The organism is Paucibacter sp. PLA-PC-4 (assembly GCF_026241155.1).
GTDB lineage: Bacteria > Pseudomonadota > Gammaproteobacteria > Burkholderiales > Burkholderiaceae_C > Roseateles_E.
Genome location: NZ_JAPFGP010000004.1, coordinates 13,646 through 34,609, shown reverse-complemented (window position 1 = coordinate 34,609; position 20,964 = coordinate 13,646). Strand labels below are relative to the sequence as shown.

Below are 20,964 nucleotides of genomic sequence, written 5' to 3'. Positions count from 1 at the left end.
CTAAAGTCAATCGTTAGTCCTGAATTGAACTTACTTGCTGCCGCGGATCTTGGCCAGTTCGGCCTGGGTCTCGTTCCACAGCTCCATGCCCACCTGGGTGGCGATGCCGGCATTGACCTTGGTGAGCTTGTCGCGCATACGGCCGCTCTCGGCCGGGCTCAGCTCGGTGACCTGCATGCCTTTGGCCTTCAGATCGGCCAGGGCCTTGGCGGCCTCGGCGCGGGTGTCCTTGCGCTCGAAGTCACGGCTGATCACCGCGGCTTTCTGCAGCACGGCACGTTCATCCTTGGACAGGCCGTCCCAGTACTTCTTGCTGACCAACACGATCCAGGGTGCGTAGACGTGGTTGGTCACTGTCAGGTACTTCTGCACCTCGTAGAACTTGGCCGACAGGATGGTGTTGTAGGGGTTCTCCTGGCCGTCGACCGCCTTGGTCTCTAGCGCGGTGAACAGCTCGGAGTACGGCAGCGGCACGGCATTGGCGCCCAGGGTCTTGAAGCTGTCCAAGTAGACGTTGTTCTGCATCACGCGGAGCTTGATGCCGTCCAGGTCTTCGAGTTTGGCGACCGGCTTCTTGTTGTTGGTCAGGTTGCGGAAGCCGTTTTCCCAATAGACCAAGCCGACCAGCCCCTTCTCTTCGAGCTTTGCCATCACCTTCTGGCCGATCGGGCCGTCCAGCAGCGCGTCGGCTTCCTTGGTGTTGTTGATCAGGAAGGGCGTGTCCCACAACGCCATTTCCTTGGTGATGCCCACCAGCGTCGCGGTCGATCCGACCATCATTTCCTGCGCGCCGCCGATCAAGGCCTGCTGCATCTGCGTATCAGGACCCAGGGCCGCTGCGCCGATGGCGCGCAGCTTCATCTTGCCGCCGGACAGTTTCTCGACGTTCTCGGCCAGCACCTTGGCGGCGCGACCCTGGTTGCTGGCCTCGGCCAGGCCGTAGCCGAAACGGATCAGGCGCGGCTTGATGTCCTGGGCCTGGGCCAGCGGAGCGAGGCAGGCCAGCGCAACGGCGGCCAGCACGGTACGGCGAAGGGTGTTTTTCACGGAAGTCTCCTTATGGATGATAAATCAATCTATCAATCAGCGCATCCACGCCACAGGCGCGATCACGATCTGGGGGAACAACACAAACAGGATCAGGATCAGGGTGTAAGTGATCAGGAAAGGGTTCACGCCCTTGATCACCTGATGCATCGACAGCCGCCCGACGCCGGCCACCACATTGAGCACCGTGCCCACCGGCGGCGTGATCAGGCCGATCGCGCCGTTGAGCACGAACATCAGGCCGAAATACACCGGGTCGATGCCGGCCTTGACCGCGATCGGCAGCATCACCGGCGCGAAGATCAGAATGGTGGGTGTCAGGTCCAGCGCGGTGCCGATGACCACCAGCGTGATCATCATCACCGCCATCAAGAGGCGAGGCGACTCGATCAGCCCGCCCAGCCAGCCGCTCAAGGTGCCCGGCAGATCGGCCAAGGTGATCATGTAGCTCGCCACCTGGGCACCCGCACACAAGAACATCACGATTGCCGTGGTCTTGGCGGCGCGCACCAGCACCAGGTGCAGCTCGCCCATGCTGAGCTCGCGGTGGATAAAGAAGGCGATCACCAGCGCATAGAAGGCAGCCACCACCGCGGCTTCAGTGGGTGTGAACACGCCCGTCTTCATTCCGCCGATGATGATGATAGGCATCAGGATGGCCCAGAAGGCCTTGGCCGTCGCGCGCAAGCGCTCGGCCATCGGCAAAGCGACGCCGCCGGGCAGGTCGATCTTGCGCAGTTGCAGTTTCCAAGCCACCAGCAGGCCCGCACCCATGATCAACCCCGGCACGATGCCCGACAAAAAGAGCTGTGAGATCGAGGTATTGGTCGTCACGCCATAGATCACGAAGGGCATGGACGGCGGGATGATGGGCGCGATGATGCCGCCCGAGGCGATGAGGCCGGCCGACGTGTGCATCGGGTATCCATGGGCCCGCATCATCGGGAGCAGGATGGTGGCAAGCGCCGCGGTGTCGGCCAACGCCGAGCCGCTCATGCTGGCCATCAGCACCGAGGCGCCAATCGCGACAAAGCCCAAGCCGCCGCGGATGTGTCCGACCCAAGCTTGCGCCATCGTGATGATGCGCCGGCTGATGCCGCCGGCATTCATCAGCTCGCCGGCCAAGATGAAGAAGGGCACGGCCAGCAGAGGGAAACTGTCGATGCCAGCCACCAGGTTCTGCGCCAGTAGCTGTGTGTCCCAAAAGTCCAGCACCCAGGCCATGCCTGCGCCAGTCAGCACCAGGGCAAAGGCCATTGGCATGCCGATGCCCATCAGCACTAGCATGCCGGCAGAGAAAACGACAAAGGCGAGTGCCTCGTTACTCATGACACTCACTCCACGTCAGCACCATGGCCCAGATCGAGCGGGCTGCCACGCAGCAGCTGGACCAGGGCCATCAGACCAATGAAAATCGCACTCAGCAGCCCGGGCAGCGGCAGCAGGGCCGTCGGATAGCCCATCACCACCGAGTGGCTGTCCATGCCCACCACCACCTGTTGCCAAGCCCCCCAGCCCAGCAGCACGCAGGCCAGCACGACAGCAGCGCGAATCAGCGCAGCAAAAGCCTTCAGCACCGGCGGCCGCTTACGCAGCGGCAGCAGCAGGCTGGTGAAGGCCATGTGCTCGCCGCGCGGATAGGCGGCCGTCGCGCCGATGAAGACCATCCAGACAAAGAGCAGGCGCGACAGCTCCTCGCTGGCGGCGATGCCGCTGCCGAAACCGTAGCGCAGCACCACATTGATGAAGACTGCGATGGCCATGACGGCCAGGCAGGCGGCCATCAGACCGTCGCTGAGGCGCTGCCACAGCGGCACTGGCCCGGCTTCGGGGGTCGGCGATTCACTCATGTGCCCTCTCCTTGCAGCCAGGCCAGGGCCTCGCTCAGTTGTTGCTCGGGTGTCGCGGCGGCCGCGACGCGAAGCACGCCGGCCTCGCTCAGCGGCGATTCCAATGCCGCGAACTGGCTGTCCACCAGACTGGCCGGGAACAGATGTTCGGCCGCGCGCGCCGTCACTCGCTGCAGCGACAGCTCGCGGCTGATGTCCAGAAACACGAAGCGCAACCCTGGCACCGCCGCACGCAGGCGTTCGCGATAGCTCAGCTTCAGTGCCGAACACGCCAGCACCGTGCCGCCGTGCTGGGCAGCCAGCTCGCGGCCCAGCAGGTCCAGCCAGCCCTCTCGGTCAGCATCGGTCAGCGCAATACCGGCACGCATCTTGGCCACCGAGGCCGGCGAATGATGGGCATCACCCTCTATGTATGCCCAGCCCCGAGCCGCAGCAATGGCCTGGCCCAGGCTGGACTTGCCGCAACCGGCCACCCCCATCACGACTGCTTTTGACATTGGATAGCGCTATCCCATTGCATCAAACAAAAGGTGGCAGCGTCTGCGCTTACCACCACAAGATCGCTCCAGCCTGCGCAGATTTCGGGTATGCACGAACCCAGCGAAGGATTGGATAGCGCTATCCTACGCCTGAGTTCATCGCACCGTATCAGGGATAACACGCACCCATGTCAGGCACAACGCCCCCAACCAAGGCACGCCGGCGCCGCTCCAGCGGCCGCGCCACACTGCAGGATGTAGCCCAGGCAGCCGGGGTCAGCCCCATCACCGTGTCACGCGCGCTGCGTGGCGAACGTGCCGTGACGCCGGAGCTGGTTGCCCGTGTGCAGGAGGCTGCAGCACAGTTGGGATACGTGCCCGACCCAGCCGCCCGCGCGCTGGCTTCGAGCCGCAGTTCCCAGGTCGCGGTGCTGATTCCGCTGCTCAGCAACGCCTTGTTCGTCGATCTGCTGGACGCCGCCCAACGCGCCCTGCTGGCGGCCGGCTACCAGACCCTGATCGGCGTAACCCACTACGAGCCGAGCGAAGAGGAAGCCTTACTGCGCAGCTATCTGCTGCATCGGCCGGCCGGCCTGATCGTCACAGGCTTTGACCGCACAGACGAGGCACGTCGCCTGATCGAGGGCAGCGGGGTGCCCTGCGTGCATGTGATGGAGACGGTAGCGGCGTCAGGCACCTATAGCGTCGGCTTCTCGCAAGCCGATGCCGGCCGGGCCATGACCGAGGCCTTGCTGGCGCGCGGCCGGACGCAGATCGCGTTTGCCGCCGCCCAGCTCGATCCGCGCACGCTGCAGCGCAGCGAGGGCTATCGGCGGGCACTGCAAGCGGCCGGCCGCTACCGGCCGGAGCTGGAGTTCATGAACCCCGAGCGCTCCTCGCTGGCGCTGGGCGGCGAGTTGTTGGAGCAGGTTTTGCGCGAGGCCCCCGAGGTCGATGCGATCTTTTTCAATAACGACGACCTGGCCCAAGGCGCCCTGCTGGCTGCGCTGCGGCTGGGCATCAAGGTGCCCGAGCGGCTCGCGATCGCCGGCTTCAACGACCTAACCGGCAGCGAGCAGATGCTGCCGCCGCTGTCCACCGTGCGCACCCCGCGCAGCGAAATCGGTGCCGAAGCGGCAGCCATGCTGATCAAATTGATGCGCGGTGAAAGGGTGGCCGCGCCGCAGCTGGACCTGGGTTACCAGGTGCTGCTGCGCGGCAGCTGCTGAAGCAGCCCTACTCGGCCGGCACCGCCAGCGGGGCCGGATCGACACTCGGCGCCTGCCGGGGCTTGCGGTCCCGCACCAGATACGAGTACAGCACCGGCACGACCACCAGGGTCAAGAGAGTCGAGGTAATGACACCGCCGATGATGGCCCGGCCCATAGGGGCTTGGATCTCGCCGCCATCGTTCAGTGCGATGGCCATAGGCAGCATGCCGAACACCATCGCGGCGGTCGTCATGATGATGGGCCGCATCCTGATCAGGCCGGCCTGCAGCAAGGCTTCGGCCACCGTGGCCCCAGCCTTGCGCGCGTGGTTGGCGAAGTCCACCAGCAGGATCGCGTTCTTAGTCACCAGGCCCATCAGCATCACCAGGCCGATCATCGAGAACACGTTCAGCGTGGTGTTGGTCAGTAGCAGGGCTAGCATCACACCGATCAGCGACAGCGGCAGAGAGGCCATGATGGCGATCGGCTGCACAAAGCTGCCGAACTGGCTGGCCAGCACGATATAGATGAAGATCACCGCCAGCGCCATTGCGCCCATCAGGCCGCCGAAGGCTTCGGCCTGCTCTTTACCGGCGCCGTCGACCATGAAGCTGGTGCCAGGCGGCAGTTGGGTCTGTTTCAGCAGCTTCTGGACATCGGCATTGACATCGCCCGAGGGCCGACCCTGCACGCCCGCGTAGACGGCCTCGCGGCGCTGAAGATTTTGGCGCCGAATCACCTCGGGATTGAACACCTGCTCGATATCGGCCACCTGATCCAGCGCGATCGGCGAGCCGTCGCGAGCAAAGGCGACCGGAAGCTTGGCCATCTGTTCGACCCGCTCGCGCTGCTCACGTGGTAGACGCAGTAGCACCTCGACCTGATTGCCGTCAGGCGTGCTCCAGTGGGTCGCGACATCGCCGTTGACATAGGCACGAAGCGAGGCTGCGACCTGGGGTGCTGTGAGACCCAGCTCGCGGATCGCCGAGTCTTTGAGCCGTACCGCGAACGCCGGCAGGCCGGGCTTAACGGTGGTCTCCACATCTACCGCGCCGGGCACCTGCTTGATCGCTTCGACCAGGTCCTTGGCCGCCTGGGTCAGCACCTCGGGGTCATTGCCGAGGATGGTGATCCAGATCGGTCGGTCAAAGCCGACGCTGACCTCGATGCCGGGGATCTTGGCGATGTCGGCGCGGATCGCGTCCTCGATCTCCTTTTGCGTTCGGTGACGGTCCTTACGATCCTTGAGCGTGATGTTCAGCACCGCCTGGTTGCGGCCTGTGGCCATTCCCTCGCCGGTGCTGCCGACCACAGTGGAGACCGTCTTTATATCCGCATAGCCCATCAGGATCTCCTCGACCTGCTGCACCTTGGCCGAGCCACGTTCCAGACTGGTCGCGACCGGCATGCGCAGATTGATCGCGGTGAAGCCCTCATCGGTCTGCGGAATGAACTCGCTGCCCACCAGCGGCGTCAGGCCGAGCGCCAGCACAAAGCTCAAGACCCCACCGCCCATCACCAGGCCGCGTGGTGTGATCGTTGCCATGCGCAGGCGGCGCGGCTGGCCGCGGTCGCGTCGGCCCTCGGAATCGAACGGCCGCGCGAACACTGGCAGCCAGGCGCGGTAACGCCGCGCCGAGAAGGCCCAGCGGATCAGGCGTTCGTATGCCCCGTGCAGCCAGTCCATGCCGCGGTCGGTTCCGTTGATCAGCTGGCGCAACACGGGAAGCTTCTTCAGACGGTTGCTGGGCGGATCGGGCCAGATGCTGGACAGCATCGGGTCGAGCGTGAAGCTGACGAACAGCGACACCAGTACGGCCACCACCACGGTGATGCCGAAGGGATAAAAGAACTTGCCGATGATGCCGCCCATGAAGGCCACCGGTACGAACACCGCGCAGATCGCGAAAGTGGTCGCCATCACGGCCAGGCCGATCTCGTTGGTGCCGTCCTCGGCCGCTCGGTGGTGGTCCTTGCCCATGCCGACATGCCGCACGATGTTCTCGCGCACCACAATTGCGTCATCGATCAGCAAGCCGATGCATAGGCTTAAGGCCATCATCGTCATGAAGTTCAAGGTGAAGCCGAAGGCGTGGACCGCGATGAAGCTGGAGATCACTGCGATCGGGAGCGTCAGGCCAGTGATGATGGTCGAGCGCCAGCTGTGGAGGAACAGGAAGACGATGGCCACGGTCAAGAGCGCGCCCTCGATCAGTGTGTGCTGCAAGCCCTTCAGCGAACCCTTGACGAAGTCGCTGCTGGCGTAGATCAGGCTCAGCTCCACGTCCTTGGGCAGGGTCTTGCGCAGCTCTTCGGCCGCTTCTTTGACCGCATCGCCGGTCTTGACAATATTGGCGTCCTGCTGCTTGAAGACATTGAAGCTAACCGCGGGGACGCCGTTGATGCGGGCCACGCTGTCGGGCTCGCGCTCACGCTCAACCAAGGTGCCGAGATCGGCCAGCGTCAGCACCAGAGCGCCACGGCGTGCCACGACGATCTGCGCAAACTGCTTCGGATCCTTGACCCGGCCCTCGACGCGCAGGATGGCGTCCGAGCGGCCGTCCGACAGCAGGCCCACCGGCTGGTCGGTATTGGCGTCGGCCAGAGCCTTGGCTATTTCTGCCGGCGTCACGCCATAGGCGCGTAGGCGCAGCGGGTCCAAATCGATGCGCACCTCGCGCGACACCAGGCCGCCGACATCCACCTTGGCGACGCCCTCGACACGGCCCAGGCGCTTGGCCACGGTCAGCTCGCCAAGCATCGACAGCTCGCGCGCCGGCCGGGTCTTGCTCATCAGCGCCAGCACCACCACCGGCTCGGCGTTCTCGCCCTGGAAACGCGAGACTGCGGGCGGCTTCACATCCTCGGGAAACACCGCCTGGGCCAGCGCGACGCGGTCGCGCAGGTCCTGCATAGCCCGGCTCATATCGGTGTCGAGCGTGAACTCGGCACTGAGTTGGGCCCGGCCCTCGAAGCTGCGCGACTGGATACGCTTGACACCGGCGATCGTGTTGATCGTCTCCTCCAGCGGCTTGGCGACCTCGCGCTCCACCGCTTCGGGGCTGGCGCCTGGATAGCGCACATCGATCCAAGCTCCTGGCAGGCTGATGTCGGGAGTCTGCTCTACGCCCAGCTTGGCATAGGAAAACAGGCCCAACACGCACAGGGCAACCATCACCATGGTCGCGAAGACCGGGTTCTGGATCGAGATTCGGGTCATCCACATGGCCGACTCCTCTTTCTTTTTGTGTTTTATTGAGCGGCTGTGCCGCTGGCGGCGCTGGCGACCTTGTTGGCCTTGCTCGCGACGATGCTGGCCTTGGCCCCCTCGCGCAGATTGTCAAAACGCGCCGCCAGCACCTGGGCCTCGGGCGCCAGGCCTTGCAGGATTTCAACCCGGCCTTCGCGTGCGTCCTTGCGGCCGGTCGTCACGATGCGCCGCACCAGCGCACCCTGCTCGATCATCCAGACCTGCTCCTGCCCGGAGTTGCTGCTGATCGCACCCTGCGGCACCGTCAGGCGCCGGGTCTCGTCGGGCAGCTCGACCCGCGCTACCGCATACTGCCCGGCGCGGAACAGCTCCTTAGGATTGGCCAGTTCCAGCGTCACGATGATGGAACGTGTGCCCGGCTCGGCGGCCGGCGCGATACGCGTGATCTGGGCCTCGACGGTCTCGTCCACGCCCTCGACCCGCACCTGCACTGTCATGCCATGCTTGAGCCGGCTGACCTCGTGCGTGCCGACCAGGCCAGCCAGTTCCAGCTTGCTCAGATCGACGATCGACAGAATCTGCTGTTCTTCCGCGAGCTTCTCGCCTGGCAGCGCATGCCGCTTGGACACCAGGCCGTTGATCGGCGCGATCAGCGCCGCCTGGCGCAGCAGCACCTGGCTGGTGTCGAGCTGGGCCTTGGCGGCCAAGGTCTGAGCGCGCGCGGCTTCGAGTGCGGCGCGCGAGGTTTCCAGCGCGGTCGGGGCGATGAAGTTCTGCGCCGCCAGTCCCTCGTTGGCCAGGTGCTGCCGCTCAGCCTGAGCCTGCTGGGCGCGCGCCGATTCCACCGTGGCGCTGCGCTCGGCCACGCGCAGCCTTTGTTCTTCCAGATCCACCTGGCCCAGCACCTGGCCGGCGCGGACACGGCTGCCCTCACCCACCGACAGGCTCAGCAAGGTGCCGCTGGCCTTGCTGCGCACGATTACGGTGCCCGGCGCCACCAGCGGACCCGAAAACTCGATCAGCCCGGGCATGGCCGCGAGGCTGGGTTTGACCACCTCGGAGGGCACGAACTCCAGCGCCACCGGAGCGTTCTTATCCTCGCCCTTCTTGTCATCCCCTTTGGATGCCCAGACCGCCACGCCTGCGCCGCCAGCCAGTATCGCGGCCGCCAATCCCCCAAAAAGCCATTGCTTGCGCATGGTCTACCCCACTTCTGTCTCTAGCCGAAAGTGGCCGCAGTGTAGGGAGATGATTCTGAACTTAAAGAGGCGCTGCGACGAACTGCAGATTGTTATGCACGACTTGCGTTGGACACAGACAGGTCCAGTTGCTCGTACCGGTGGCTGAGCCAGCAGCACCAGGCGCCACCGAGTGCGGCGACGCTGGCGGCCCAGAACACCGCCGCATAGCCCCAGCGCGCCGCCAGCCAAGCCCCGCCCAGGCCGCCGATAACGCCCGAGAAGCCATAGCCCAGCACCGAATACAGGGCCTGGCCGCGGCCGCGCAGCCGGCCCGGAAAGTAGCGCGTGATCAGGCTGATGCAGACCGTGTGCTGGGCCGCAAAAGTGATCGCATGCAGGCATTGCGCCAGCACCAGCACCCACAGGCTGGCACCGAAACCGGCCGTCAGCGCAAAGCGCAGCGCGCTTAGCAGCGCCGCCGCCAGCAGCCAGCGGTGCGGCGCCGCGCGGTCCAGCAGCCGCCCCTGGAAGCCGAACCAGGCAATCTCGGCCAGCACCGAGGCCGCCCACAGCAGTCCCACCCATTGCTTGCCGTAGCCCAGCGCGTCCAGATAGAGGCTGAAGAAGGCATAGAGCGCGGCATGGGCCAGCACGGTCAGGAACACGCCGGCAAAGAACCAACGCACCGCCGGGCGACGCAACACAGTGCCAATGGGCTCACCGACCTCCTGCGCATGTACGGCCGCGGGCTGCTGCGGCAGCCGCCAGGCCGTCAGCACGATCAAGCCCAGCAGCACCAGCGTGGTGGCCGCGAATGCGCGCAGGCCGATCTGCTGGTACCACCAGCCCGCCAGCACCACGCTGGCCAGAAAACCCACCGAGCCCCAGACCCGCACCCGGCCGTAGCGGCGCACATCCATCGCCCCGTCGGCGCGCATCAGCTGGGCCGCGACCACGGTCTCTGTCAGCGGGACGATGGCTGCATTGAAGCTGAACATCAGAAAGACCGATGCCGCCAGCAGCGCGAAATGCGGCGGCAGCACAAAGCCGATTGCGGCCACAAAACTTGCCAGCGCGGCCCAGCGGATGATGGCCACCCGCTGGCCGGTACGGTCGGCCAGCGCACCCCACAGATAGGGTGCGAACAGGCGCGTCCAACTTTGCAGCGAGACCAGCAGGCCAATCGCAAACACCGACAGCCCCAGCTCCTTGTACCAGAGCGGCGCATAGGGATTGAAGCCGCCGATGGCCGCGAAATAGGCGCAGGACAGCGCCGCGCTGGCCGCCAGGGTGCGGCGCGAGGCCGCTGCCTCGGCCATGCTCAGCGGCTGGCGGGAATGGGCGGGACCGGCAGCGTCACATCGCCGCACTGAGCGCGGTGACGCAGTGCATGATCCATCAATACCAGGGCCAACATGGCCTCGGCGATCGGCGTCGCGCGTATGCCCACACAGGGATCGTGGCGGCCGAAGGTCTCAACCTGGGTCGGCTTGCCGGCCCGGTCGATCGAGGCCTTGGGTGTGCGGATCGAGCTGGTCGGCTTGATCGCGATCGAGGCCCATATGTCCTGGCCGGTCGATATGCCGCCCACCATGCCGCCGCTGTGATTGCTGGCAAAGCCGGCCGGGCTCAACTCATCGCCGTGGTGGCTGCCACGCTGGCCCACCACCGCGAAGCCATCGCCGATCTCGACGCCGCGCACTGCATTGATGCCCATGAGTGCGTAGGCGATCTCTGCATCGAGCTTGTCAAATAGCGGCTCGCCCAGGCCCACCGGCACGCCGGTGGCCTCGACGCGGATACGCGCGCCGACCGAGTCGCCGTCGCGGCGCAGCGCGTCCATATAGGCCTCGAGCTCGGAAATCTTGCTGCTATTGGCCGCGAAGAAGGGGTTGTTGCCCACATGCTCCCAACCCTCGAACGGGATCTCCAGTTCGCCCAGCTGCGTCATGCAGCCGCGGAACTCGGTGCCGAACTTTTCCTTCAGCCATTTGCGCGCCACCGCACCGGCACCGACCATCGGTGCGGTCAGTCGCGCTGAGGCACGGCCGCCGCCGCGTGGGTCACGCAGCCCGTACTTGCGCCAGTAGCTGTAGTCGGCATGGCCGGGGCGGAAGGTGTCGAGGATATTGCCGTAGTCCTTGCTGCGCTGATCGGTGTTGCGAATCAGCAGGCAGATCGGTGTGCCAGTGGTCTGCCCCTCGTAAACGCCTGACAGGATCTCGACCGCGTCGGGCTCGTTACGTTGAGTCACATGGCGGCTGGTGCCGGGTCGGCGGCGGTCCAGCTCAGGTTGGATGTCGGCCTCGCTCAGGGGCATTCCGGGCGGGCAGCCATCGATCACGCAACCAATCGCGGGCCCATGGCTTTCGCCGAAATTGGTGACGCGGAACAACTCGCCGAAGGTGCTGCCTGACATGGATTGCGTGCCTAGATCTCGATGCGGGAGGCGTCGATTCTACGGGGGCCTGTTCTTCAGTAAGGGCGACCGTCCTTGTGAGTGAATAGATTACCTTGGTCCGAGACAGTCACGGCGAGATCGTCATCGGGATAGCTGGCCTGGTCGCCCGGGCTGCGGTCACCGACTTCCAGATACCAGACATCCTCGGCCGTGCCATTGCGTAGCTGGTGAGCGTCGCCATTGCCCGCTCGGAAGCCAGCGCACATGCCCGGCGCTAGCGCCGTAGCGCCCGCATCGGTCCATAAGGTGGGTCGACCCTGCAGGATGTAGACAAACTCATCCTGGCGCGTATGGCTATGGCGGGCCGATGAAACAGCACCGGGTCTCAGCCGCGTCAGATTGACGCCGAAATTACTCAAGCCGAACGCATCGCCCAGACGGCGCTTCTCACGGCCGCTGACCCAGCCGGCAAAGGGTTCGGGATAGTGAGTCTGTTTGCTGTGCAGCGGCACATCGAGCGCGACAACGGCGACCTGGCTTGCGGCATCGGATGCCGACGGCTCATCGGATTGCATACTGAACTCCCTGAATCGATGGGACGCCTATCGACAGAACCTGCGTTACGGCCTCGATCACCAACGATGGCTCCGACATCTGCGGGAAATGCCCGCTGCGCTTGGCGAGTAACTGGGCCCCTTGCGGTGACAGCGCCAACAGGCCTTGCTGGTTGCGTCGGCGCTGTTCCATCGCGGCGGCCGAGGTCATCCAGCCGGGCATGGTCTTGGTGCCGGTGATCACCCGCAGCGGCACGGCAGGGAACGGCGGCGCGGCGGCAATCTGGGCGACGGTCTGCTGCTCATGGCTGACTTCGTCATTCGGGTCCGGACGCGAGAACAGATTCAGCAGCCGATTGACGGTCCGCTGCGCTGCCGACTGATACTGGCGCATTGAACCGACATCGGACGGTGCGGTGGCTTCCAGCAGCACGACACCGGACACCTCCTCGGGGTGCAGGCGCGCAAACAGATTCGCATGAAGGCCGCCAAAGGAATGGCCCAACAGCAGATAAGGGCCGGGCAGCGCCAGCGCGCCGAGCAGGCCGCGCAGCAGAGCCACCGCGGCCGCAGCGGTCTGCGGGGAAGTCGGTTTGGCGCTGCCGCCGACACCGGGGCGGTCATAGGCCAACACCCGGCTGCCCAGTTGAGCGATGCGCGGATAAAGCTTGTACCAGGCCTCCAGCGGACCGCCCGAGCCGTTGATCAGCACGATGACCGGCCCCGCGCCCTCACCCGTCAGCGTGTAGCACAGGCGCTGGTCGGCGATCGTCAAATCTTGCTTGCTCGGCAGATGTTTCATGGCCGGGCTTGTGATCAACCCGCCCGCGTCAATGCGAGTACCTCTGCCGCCATTCGGGTTGCCGCCCCGCCGTGCTGGGCGGCGAAGGCCTGCGCCTGGGCGCTGGCTTCGGCGCGGCGCGCCGGCAGCAGGGCCAGATGCAGGGCCTGCACCAAGGCCTGCGGCATGTCGGCCACACGACGCGCCGCGCCGGCCGCCTCGGCCAGCTCGGCCGCCTCAGCGAAGTTGAAGGTGCTGGGGCCCATCATGAGCGGGCAGCCGCAGGCAGCCGCCTCGATCAGGTTCTGGCCACCCAGTGGCGCGAAACTGCCGCCCAGCAGGGCCACATCGGCAAGGCCGTAATAAAGCGCCATCTCGCGCATGGTGTCGCCAAGCCAGGCATCGGCCTGAAGGGCATCTTGCGGGGGTAGGTCTTGCCAGGTGCTGCGCCGCACAAGGGTCAGGTTTTGTCCGGTGATTAGCGCGGCCACCTCGTCAAAACGCTGCGGATGGCGCGGCACGATCAGCAGCAGGGGCCGGTCAGCGCCGCGCACCGCGCGCCAGGCTTGCAGCAGCAGCGCTTCCTCGCCCTCGCGGCTGACGGCCAGCAGCAGCACCGGCCGGCCCAGCGCGGCGCGCCAGTCGCGGCCGCGCTGCAGCAGCGCGGCATCGGGCTGCAGATCGAACTTCAGATTTCCGCAGACCTCGATGCGCTGCGCGCCGCTGGCGCGCAGGCGCTGCGCATCGGCCTCCGTCTGGGCCAGCACCAAGGCCAGACGCCGCGCCGCTGGGTGCAGCAACCAGGCCAGGCGCCGCCCGCTGCGCTCGCTCTTGGCCGAGAGCCGGGCATTGGCCAGCACCATCGGAAGCCCGATGCGAGTGGCCTCGTGCACCAGCACCGGCCAGATCTCAGTCTCCATCAGCACGCCCGCTGCAGGCCGCCAATGGCGCAAAAAGCGACTTACCGCGCCCGGTGTGTCATAGGGCAGCCAGCTCTGGGCATCGCCGGCTTGCAACAGCTTGGCACCGGCCGCCAGACCGGTGGCCGTGCTGTGGGTCAGCAACAGCCGCAGGCCAGGGCGTTGCTCACGTAAGGCAGCCAGCAGCGCCGCGGCGGCCAGCGTCTCGCCCAGGGACACCGCATGGATCCACAAACGCCCGGCCTCGCCGCGCTGCTCCTCGAAGAAACCCAACCGCTCGACCAGACGTTGCCGATAGGCCGGCTCGGCGCCACCGCGCCGCCACAGGCGCAGCAGGTACAGCGGCGTCAGCAGGCGCAGCAGGGTCGCATAGACCCAGCGCGCCAGGGTCTCGCGTGGACGTTCCCGAGCGATCAATGGCCGGCCGCGAACACCGCGTCGGGCTTGATGCGCTTGAGCTGGGCCAACACATCGTGCTGAATGCGCTCCAGCGCCTCGGGCGTGTGGCCCTCGAAGCGCAACACCAGCACCGGCGTGGTGTTGGACGGGCGGATCAGGCCGAAGCCGTCCTCGTACTCCACGCGCAACCCGTCGATCGTGACCAGTTCCCTGGCGCCCGGGAAGTCGGCCAGCGTGGCCAGGGCCTTGAGCTTGGTGACCACCTCATGGTGCTCGCCCTCGGCGCAAGGCACATTGATCTCGGGGGTGTTGAAGCTGTTGGGCAGAGCTTTGAGCACCGCGCTTGTATCGGGCGAGCGCGACAGAATCTCCAACAGGCGGCCGGCGGTGTACATCGCATCATCGAAGCCGTACCAACGCTCGGCGAAAAAGATGTGGCCGCTGAGCTCGCCGGCCAGCGGCGCGCCGGTTTCCTTCAGCTTGGCCTTGGCCAGCGAATGGCCGGTCATCCACATCAGCGGACGGCCTCCATGTTCGCGGATCCACGGAGCCAGGCGCTGGGTGCACTTGACGTCAAAGATAATCTCGGCGCCGGGCTTGCGTGTCAAGATGTCGGCCGCGAACAGCATGATCTGGCGGTCCGGCATGATCATCTCGCCGTCCTTGGTGACCACGCCAAGGCGGTCGCCGTCGCCGTCGAAGGCCAGGCCCAGCTCGGCGTCGCACGCATGGACGATGCGCTTGAGGTCTTCCAGGTTCTCGGGGCGCGAGGGATCGGGGTGGTGATTGGGAAAGTCGCCATCAACCTTGGAGTAGATGTCGATCACCTCGCAGCCCAGCGCGCGCAGGATGGCCGGGGCGCTGGCGCCGGGGATGCCGTTGCCGCTGTCGACGACGATCTTCATCGGACGCTTGAGCTTGCAATCATTGGCGATGCGGTGAGCGTACTCAGCCACGATGTCCATCTTGCCCGCGCGACCGGTGCCGCTGGCGTAGTCCTCAGCCTCGATGCGGCGACGCAGGCCCTGGATCTGCTCGCCATAGACAGCTGCGCCGGCTAGCACCATCTTGAAGCCGTTGTAGTCCTTTGGGTTGTGACTGCCGGTCACCATGATGCCGGACTTGCAACCATGCTTGGCGCGGGTGGCAGCCACGTAGTAGAGCATCGGGGTCGTGACCGCGCCGAGGTCCACCACGTCCAGGCCAGTCGACTGCAGGCCGCGAATCAGCGCCGCCACCAAGCCGGGGCCGGACAGCCGGCCGTCACGGCCGACGGCCACCGCCTTCTCGCCGACGGCCTTGGCCTCGGTGCCGAAGGCACGGCCCAGGTGCTCGGCCAGCTCTTCGTTCAAGGTCTGACCGACCACACCGCGGATGTCATAGGCCTTGAAGATGGAGGCGTGTACTTGCATGAGTTCCCTTTGTTGCGTTGCTTGTGATCGTTTTGCCCTGTGCGGGCTCGGGCGGATTGTAGGCAAGCCCCGTGCCAGTTCTTTGCGGCGGCCATTACAAACAAGGGACGCCTGCCGTCGACTCGTCGCCGCCACTGTCCAGTCGTCGCCAGAGGGCCGCCGCGGCAGCGCCGCGCTTTCTACACTCGCGACATGACAATTCAACAAGAACTCGCCACCGCCTGGCGTCAACAATGGCGGCTGAGCAAGCTTCGCCACGAGGCGTTGTGGGCACGTCTGCTGATCACCAGCTTGCTGGCGCTGGGTTTTGCCCTGGCGGTCACCGGCCTGGCGCTGCTGCTCAATGCCCGGGTCATGCAGTCCGGCGCCTGGCTTCATGTGCTGCAGGAAAACCTGATCATCTCCGGCTGCGTCAGCTTCACCATCATGGCCGGCTATCGGCTGCTGGAGCTGACGCTGAGCGAGGCTTTGCTGGCCCGCATCAATGCCGACCGTGGCGGGCTGTCGGTGCTGGTGCATGCCGGTTGGGTCATCGTCTGCATGCTGCTCGGTGGTGCTTTGGGTCTGACTCTGCTGGGCTGGATGCTGCAGCTCGACAGTTGGGCCTTCATCGCGCGACGGCCGCAGACGGTGCTGGAGTTCGTCGTCATCGGCCTGGTGATCTCGCTGATCTCCAGTCTGTTTTGGCAATGGCGGCTGCGCGCCCAGGCCCGCCAGCTGCGCGCCACCGAAGCCCAGCTGAAGCTGTTACAGGCGCAGATCGAACCGCATTTTCTGTTCAACACCCTGGCCACCGTGCACAGCCTGATGGACCACGACGCGCCCCGCGCCAAACGGATGCTGGAATCCTTCACCGACTATCTGCGCGCCAGTCTGGGCCAGTTGCGCAGCGCCGATGCGACGCTCGCGACCGAGCTGGCGATGGCCGACAGCTACCTGCAGCTGATGCAAACCCGAATGGACGAGCGACTGCGCTTTGCCATCAGCGCTGAGCCGACCGCCCGCGAGGCCTTGCTGCCGCCGCTGCTGCTGCAGCCGCTGATCGAGAACGCCATCCATCACGGGCTCGAGCCCAAGCTGGATGGCGGTCAAGTCAGGGTCAGCGCCACCCTCGCCGATGGCCGGTTGCGTATCGAGATTGCCGATGACGGGCTCGGTTTGAACGCAGCACCGCGCGTCCGGCGCGGTGGGCACGGCCTGGCGCTCGAGAATATCCGCGCCCGCCTGCGGGCTCGCCATGGCGACGCAGCCGGCTTGCAGCTACAGGAAGCCGGCGGCGGCGGCACCCTGGCCATCCTGACTCTGCCCTTCATCACCAAGACGACATGAACACAGTCCGCGCCCTGATCGCCGATGACGAACCCCATCTGGCCCAGTACCTGAAGACCCAGCTGACCCAGCTCTGGCCCGAGCTGGACATCGTCGCGGTGGTGAAGAACGGCGTCGAAGCTGCCGCACAGATCGCCGCGCTGGCACCCGACATCGCCTTTCTGGACATTCAGATGCCCGGCCTGAGTGGCCTGGAGGTGGCCCAGGGCATCGAGGGGGCGACTCGGGTGGTCTTCGTGACCGCCTATGACGAGTACGCGGTCGAGGCCTTCGAGCAGGCTGCACTCGACTATGTCTGCAAACCGGTCAAGACAGAGCGTCTGCTCAGGACGATCGAGCGCGTCAAGGCCGCCCTGCGGGCCGCGCCGCCCGAGCCTGACGGCGCACTGGCCGCGACGCTCCAGCGCCTGCTGCAAGAACAGCAGCCCGCCCCGCCCCGCCTGCGTTATGTGCGAGCCAGCCAGGGTGAGCTGATGCACCAGATCGATCTGGCCGAAGTGCTGTTCTTCCATGCCGACGAGAAGTACACCGTCGTGCAGACCCAGAATGCCGAATACCTGATACGCACCGCCATCATCGAGCTGATGCCCCAGCTCGACCCCGAGCAGTTCTGCCAGATCCACCGCTCCACCCTCATCAATCTGGCCCATCTGGCCGGAACCCGCCGCGACGAGGCCAGCCGCCTGTTCGTGCGCATCAAAAACCACGCCCGCGAGCTGCCGGTCAGCCGCGCCTATGTCCACCTATTCAAGGCCATGTGATCCATGACTAGCCTGCAAACCCTTTTCAAGAACCCCGTCACCTTGGCCTGGGCGGCCCTGCTGCTGGCCGGCTTGCTGGAGATCGTCTGGGCCACCGCGATGAAGGCCTCCGACGGCTTCACCCGCTTTGGCATGGCGGCACTGTGCTTCGCCGCTGCCTCGGCTAGCTTTGCGTTGCTGGGCCTGGCGATGAAGCAGCTGCCACTGGGCACCGCCTACGCCGTCTGGACCGGCATCGGCGCCGTTGGCACCGCCCTGCTGGGCATCCTGTTGTTCAAGGAGCCGGCCACCCTGGCTCGTATCGCGTGCATTGCGATGATTCTGGGGGGCATCATGGGGCTCAAGGTGCTGGGTCGCTGAGTTGGGGACGTCTGCGGCTTACCTCAGCTGGCCGACGCCAGAGCTGGCTTGCTTGCGAACGCGCACCAAACCCAGAACGGCGACCAACCCAAGTCCAGTCAAGAGCACGGCATTCGGTTCCGGGACTGCTGATGCGAGTGGGTAGAGCGTACCGGACGCGGTGCTGAGTACGGCACCTGTTGGCGCAGTCACTCCGAAGTGGGCCGAGCCGTAGAAGTCGGCACTGCCGACTCCCCAGGTTTCGACCCCGAAGTAGCTGGCGATGTAGACAGGCCTGTCGTAGTTGAAGGCCAGCTTGGCCGTCAGCACCGTTTGCCCCGAAGCAGGCAATGTCATCGGGATCAGCGCCTCGCTGTTGGCTGGCGGAAAGGGAATGCAGTCCTGTCGTTGCGGCCTGCAGTCCAGCCAGGCCTTCAAGACCTCGTATCTGAAGGGCTGTTGACTGACGTACAGCGCATAGTTGGCGCGGCCCTCGCCGGCCAGCACGCCACTCACACTCACCGCGATCGTCAACTCCCCGGCGCCTGCGCCAGCTGCCACTGTGAACGAATCAGCCCACCAAGTTTCTCCGAAGGCCCATCGATTTGGATCGACACCGTCGGTCACCGCATAAGCGCCACTGTTGCCGAAACCGGCCCTGGCCTTGGCATACCAACCGGACTCGCCAGCACTGGCGAACTCTTCGCCGTGGTTTTGCTCCACCACGGCCCCCTGCTCTTCTGGACCGGCAATCTCGGTCTGCGCCCTGACCAGCGTGAACGCCGAGGCCGCGGCATGGCGAACACCGATGCCACTGACCGATAGCAAGCCTGCACACAGCAGCTGCAGTTGGATAGAAGGTTGCAACATTGAATGTGTCCCTGCAGTTGATCCGCGCATCAAGCACGTGTTGTAACCGTGCGCTGCGGAACCTGACATCCCCAAACCGCAGGTTGAGCCACTTCGCCCGGCCTGTGCAGCGTGCATGCAGATGTCCGTTTTCGGCTAGCTAGCGCCGAACAGCTGCCTATCATCGCGGCCATGGATACCACGCCTTCCCTCCTCGCCGCCGATCTAGACCCAGCCCATTGCTACCCCGCCCTGCTGGCCCGCGACGCGCGCTTTGACGGGCACTGGTTTGTCGGGGTCACCTCGACGGGCATCTACTGCCGCCCGGTCTGCCGGGTGCGCGCGCCCAAGCGCGAGAACTGTCGCTTCTATGCCTCGGCGGCCCAGGCGGAGGCCGCCAGCTTTCGGCCATGCATGAAATGTCGGCCCGAGCTGGCGCCGGCCGCCGGTGGGCTGACTTGGAGCGTGATGGACGCGTCGCGCACTCTCGCCCGAGCGGCGGCACGCTGGTTGGACGACTGCTGCGATGAGCAGGCCTCGATGGAAGACCTTGCCGCCCATCTGGGCATCACGAGTCGCCATCTGCGCCGGATCTTCGCGGCGGAGCACGGAGTCACCCCACTGCAGTATCTCCAGACGCGCCGTCTGCTGCTGGCCAAGCATCTGCTCAGCGACACCACGCTGCCGATCACCGAGGTAGCCCATGCGGCCGGCTTTGCCAGTCTGCGGCGTTTCAACGCCGCCTTTATCGAGCACTACCGGCTGCAGCCCGGCGCGCTGCGCAAGCAAACCAGCGCCGCCGACACCGGCGACGGCGCTGCCGGCACGCTGCTGCGCCTGGGCTACCGCCCGCCCTATGCGGTGGACGCGCTGCTGGGCTTTCTGGCGGCGCGTTCGGTCGGCGGGGTCGAGCATGTAGACCCGCTCAAGCGCCGCATCGAACGCACATTGAGCCTGATGCACCGGGGCCGGCTGCACAGCGGCTGGCTCAGTGTCGGCTTTGACACGCAGCGCCATCAGGCCCTGGTCAGCCTGGCGCCGGGTCTGTGGCCGGCCGTCGCGAGCCTGCTTCCGCTGCTGCGGCGCTGGCTGGATCTGGATGCTGAGCCCGGTCGCATCGATGAGGCGCTGAAGCCAGCGCTGGGCGAGCCAGGCGCCGAGGAAATGGGCCTGCGCCTGCCAGGCTGCCTGGACCGCTACGAGTTGGCTGTGCGCGCCGTGCTGGGCCAGCAAGTCACGGTGGCGGCAGCCCGTACCCTGGCGGCCCGTTTGGTGGCCCGTTTCGGCACGCCACTGGCCGGCGCGCCCGACGAGCGCATTGCTCGCCTTTTCCCCAGCCCGGAACGCATGGCCGGGGCCGAGGTCGCTGAAATTGCTGAGCTGGGCATCATTCGCCGCCGTGCCGAGACCCTGATTACGCTGGCCCAGGCCTGGCCGGGCCTGGCCTATGCGCGCCAGCAGGGCACCGTAGACGAGGTACTTGCCGAGCTCTGCGCCCTGCCCGGCATTGGCCCCTGGACCGCTCACTACATGCTGATGCGCGGTTGGAGTTGGCCCGATGCCTTCCCGCCGGGCGATGTGGTGCTGCAAAAAGCTCTGAGCCCAGATCCCGAAAGGCTGCTGAGCCCGACCGCCTGTGCGCAGGCCGCGCTTGCCTTCCAGCCTTATCGAAGCTATGCGGTGTTGCGGTTGTGGCGAGCTGCCGCAATCAAGGACAGGAAACCATGAGCCTTCGCCTCACTCACCATGTTCTGCAATGCCGCCTCGCTACGCCTTTGGGCGCGATGACGGCCACGCGCAGCGTGCGTGGACTGTCGGGGCTGTGGTTCGATGCGCAGAAGCATCATCCTGGCGCGCTGGATCTACCGAGCGCATCGGATGATGCGGTGTTCGCACAGCTGAGGGCCGCACTGCGGGCCTATTTCGAGGGCCAGGGCCTGCCGCAAGATCTTGCGCTGGATCCGCAAGGCACGCCCTTCCAGCAGCAGGTCTGGCAGGCCCTGCTAGCGATACCGGCCGGCGACAGCCGCAGCTATGGCCAGCTGGCGCGCCAGCTGGGCCGGCCTTTGGCGGTGCGGGCGCTGGGCGCGGCGGTGGGGCGTAATCCGCTCTCCATCCTGATACCCTGCCACCGCGCGCTTGGGGCCGGCGGGGCCCTGACTGGCTATGCCGGCGGCCTGGCGCGCAAGACCGCCTTGCTGCGACTGGAAGGTGCGTCCTTCAAAGAAGCCGACTGAGTC

At 65.9% G+C, this 20,964-nt stretch carries 19 protein-coding genes; 6 read left to right on the top strand and 13 right to left on the bottom strand.

What is annotated here, in order from left to right:
• Positions 1–30: 30 nt before the first annotated feature.
• From OOZ63_RS07195 to OOZ63_RS07180, 4 genes are read right to left on the bottom strand one after another with little or no spacing between them, the layout of a single operon-like run.
• Positions 31–1,047 (bottom strand): TRAP transporter substrate-binding protein, encoded by a 1,017-nt coding sequence (locus OOZ63_RS07195; RefSeq protein ID WP_266004760.1) that lies wholly within the window; start codon positions 1,045–1,047, stop codon positions 31–33.
• 36 nt (positions 1,048–1,083) lie between these two features.
• Positions 1,084–2,376, bottom strand: a complete 1,293-nt coding sequence (locus tag OOZ63_RS07190; protein ID WP_266004759.1) for a TRAP transporter large permease — start codon at positions 2,374–2,376, stop codon at positions 1,084–1,086.
• Between the two features lie 5 nt (positions 2,377–2,381).
• Entirely contained in the window at positions 2,382–2,897 is a 516-nt protein-coding gene (locus OOZ63_RS07185) for a TRAP transporter small permease subunit (RefSeq protein WP_266004758.1), read from the bottom strand.
• Positions 2,894–3,394 carry a gluconokinase gene (locus OOZ63_RS07180; protein WP_266004757.1) on the bottom strand — a complete coding sequence of 167 codons (501 nt, stop codon included), beginning with the start codon at positions 3,392–3,394 and terminating at the stop codon, positions 2,894–2,896. The genes OOZ63_RS07185 and OOZ63_RS07180 overlap by 4 nt, the downstream gene beginning before the upstream one ends.
• 170 nt (positions 3,395–3,564) lie before the next feature.
• On the opposite strand from OOZ63_RS07180, the gene OOZ63_RS07175 reads away from it, so the two are divergent.
• The gene (locus OOZ63_RS07175) at positions 3,565–4,605 is read left to right on the top strand and encodes a LacI family DNA-binding transcriptional regulator (RefSeq protein WP_266004756.1); all 1,041 of its coding nucleotides are present in this window, start codon (positions 3,565–3,567) and stop codon (positions 4,603–4,605) included.
• A 7-nt stretch (positions 4,606–4,612) separates the two neighbouring features.
• Here OOZ63_RS07175 and OOZ63_RS07170 read toward each other — a convergent pair whose 3' ends face one another.
• The 8 genes from OOZ63_RS07170 to OOZ63_RS07135 form a co-directional block, all read right to left on the bottom strand.
• Positions 4,613–7,813, bottom strand: coding sequence for an efflux RND transporter permease subunit (locus OOZ63_RS07170; RefSeq protein WP_266004755.1), 3,201 nt, complete (start codon positions 7,811–7,813; stop codon positions 4,613–4,615).
• A 26-nt stretch (positions 7,814–7,839) separates the two neighbouring features.
• Entirely contained in the window at positions 7,840–8,997 is a 1,158-nt protein-coding gene (locus OOZ63_RS07165) for an efflux RND transporter periplasmic adaptor subunit (protein ID WP_266004754.1), read from the bottom strand.
• 92 nt (positions 8,998–9,089) lie between these two features.
• Entirely contained in the window at positions 9,090–10,298 is a 1,209-nt protein-coding gene (locus OOZ63_RS07160) for an MFS transporter (protein WP_266004753.1), read from the bottom strand.
• A gap of 2 nt (positions 10,299–10,300) precedes the next feature.
• On the bottom strand, positions 10,301–11,398 hold the full coding sequence (aroC, locus tag OOZ63_RS07155) for a chorismate synthase (protein ID WP_266004752.1): 1,098 nt from the start codon (positions 11,396–11,398) through the stop codon (positions 10,301–10,303).
• A 56-nt stretch (positions 11,399–11,454) separates the two neighbouring features.
• Positions 11,455–11,955 (bottom strand): cupin domain-containing protein, encoded by a 501-nt coding sequence (locus tag OOZ63_RS07150; protein WP_266004751.1) that lies wholly within the window; start codon positions 11,953–11,955, stop codon positions 11,455–11,457.
• Positions 11,942–12,736: an alpha/beta fold hydrolase gene (locus tag OOZ63_RS07145; RefSeq protein ID WP_266004750.1), complete on the bottom strand. Its 795-nt coding sequence runs from the start codon at positions 12,734–12,736 to the stop codon at positions 11,942–11,944. The genes OOZ63_RS07150 and OOZ63_RS07145 overlap by 14 nt, the downstream gene beginning before the upstream one ends.
• 14 nt (positions 12,737–12,750) lie before the next feature.
• Entirely contained in the window at positions 12,751–14,052 is a 1,302-nt protein-coding gene (locus OOZ63_RS07140) for a 3-deoxy-D-manno-octulosonic acid transferase (protein WP_266004749.1), read from the bottom strand.
• Positions 14,049–15,446 (bottom strand): phosphomannomutase/phosphoglucomutase, encoded by a 1,398-nt coding sequence (locus OOZ63_RS07135; RefSeq protein WP_266004748.1) that lies wholly within the window; start codon positions 15,444–15,446, stop codon positions 14,049–14,051. Before OOZ63_RS07135 ends, OOZ63_RS07140 begins: the two co-directional genes overlap by 4 nt.
• Positions 15,447–15,638: 192 nt before the next feature.
• Here OOZ63_RS07135 and OOZ63_RS07130 point away from each other — a divergent pair, with 192 nt between their 5' ends.
• Genes OOZ63_RS07130 through OOZ63_RS07120 form a run of 3 tightly spaced genes read left to right on the top strand, consistent with a single transcriptional unit; the run spans position 15,639 to position 17,896 of the window.
• Complete coding sequence (locus tag OOZ63_RS07130) at positions 15,639–16,775, top strand: sensor histidine kinase (protein WP_266004747.1); 1,137 nt, start codon at positions 15,639–15,641, stop codon at positions 16,773–16,775.
• The gene (locus OOZ63_RS07125) at positions 16,772–17,536 is read left to right on the top strand and encodes a LytR/AlgR family response regulator transcription factor (RefSeq protein WP_266004746.1); all 765 of its coding nucleotides are present in this window, start codon (positions 16,772–16,774) and stop codon (positions 17,534–17,536) included. The genes OOZ63_RS07130 and OOZ63_RS07125 overlap by 4 nt, the downstream gene beginning before the upstream one ends.
• A 42-nt stretch (positions 17,537–17,578) precedes the next feature.
• Entirely contained in the window at positions 17,579–17,896 is a 318-nt protein-coding gene (locus tag OOZ63_RS07120) for a DMT family transporter (protein WP_266005097.1), read from the top strand.
• 18 nt (positions 17,897–17,914) lie between these two features.
• On the opposite strand, the gene OOZ63_RS07115 is transcribed toward OOZ63_RS07120, so the two are convergent.
• Entirely contained in the window at positions 17,915–18,745 is an 831-nt protein-coding gene (locus tag OOZ63_RS07115) for a PEP-CTERM sorting domain-containing protein (protein ID WP_266004745.1), read from the bottom strand.
• A 171-nt stretch (positions 18,746–18,916) separates the two neighbouring features.
• Here OOZ63_RS07115 and OOZ63_RS07110 point away from each other — a divergent pair, with 171 nt between their 5' ends.
• Together OOZ63_RS07110 and OOZ63_RS07105 are read left to right on the top strand one after the other, a co-directional pair.
• A complete protein-coding gene (locus OOZ63_RS07110; protein WP_266004744.1) occupies positions 18,917–20,452 on the top strand; it encodes a DNA-3-methyladenine glycosylase 2 family protein in 1,536 nt (511 codons plus the stop codon).
• On the top strand, positions 20,449–20,961 hold the full coding sequence (locus OOZ63_RS07105) for a methylated-DNA--[protein]-cysteine S-methyltransferase (protein ID WP_266004743.1): 513 nt from the start codon (positions 20,449–20,451) through the stop codon (positions 20,959–20,961). Before OOZ63_RS07110 ends, OOZ63_RS07105 begins: the two co-directional genes overlap by 4 nt.
• The last annotated feature ends 3 nt before the right edge of the window (positions 20,962–20,964 follow it).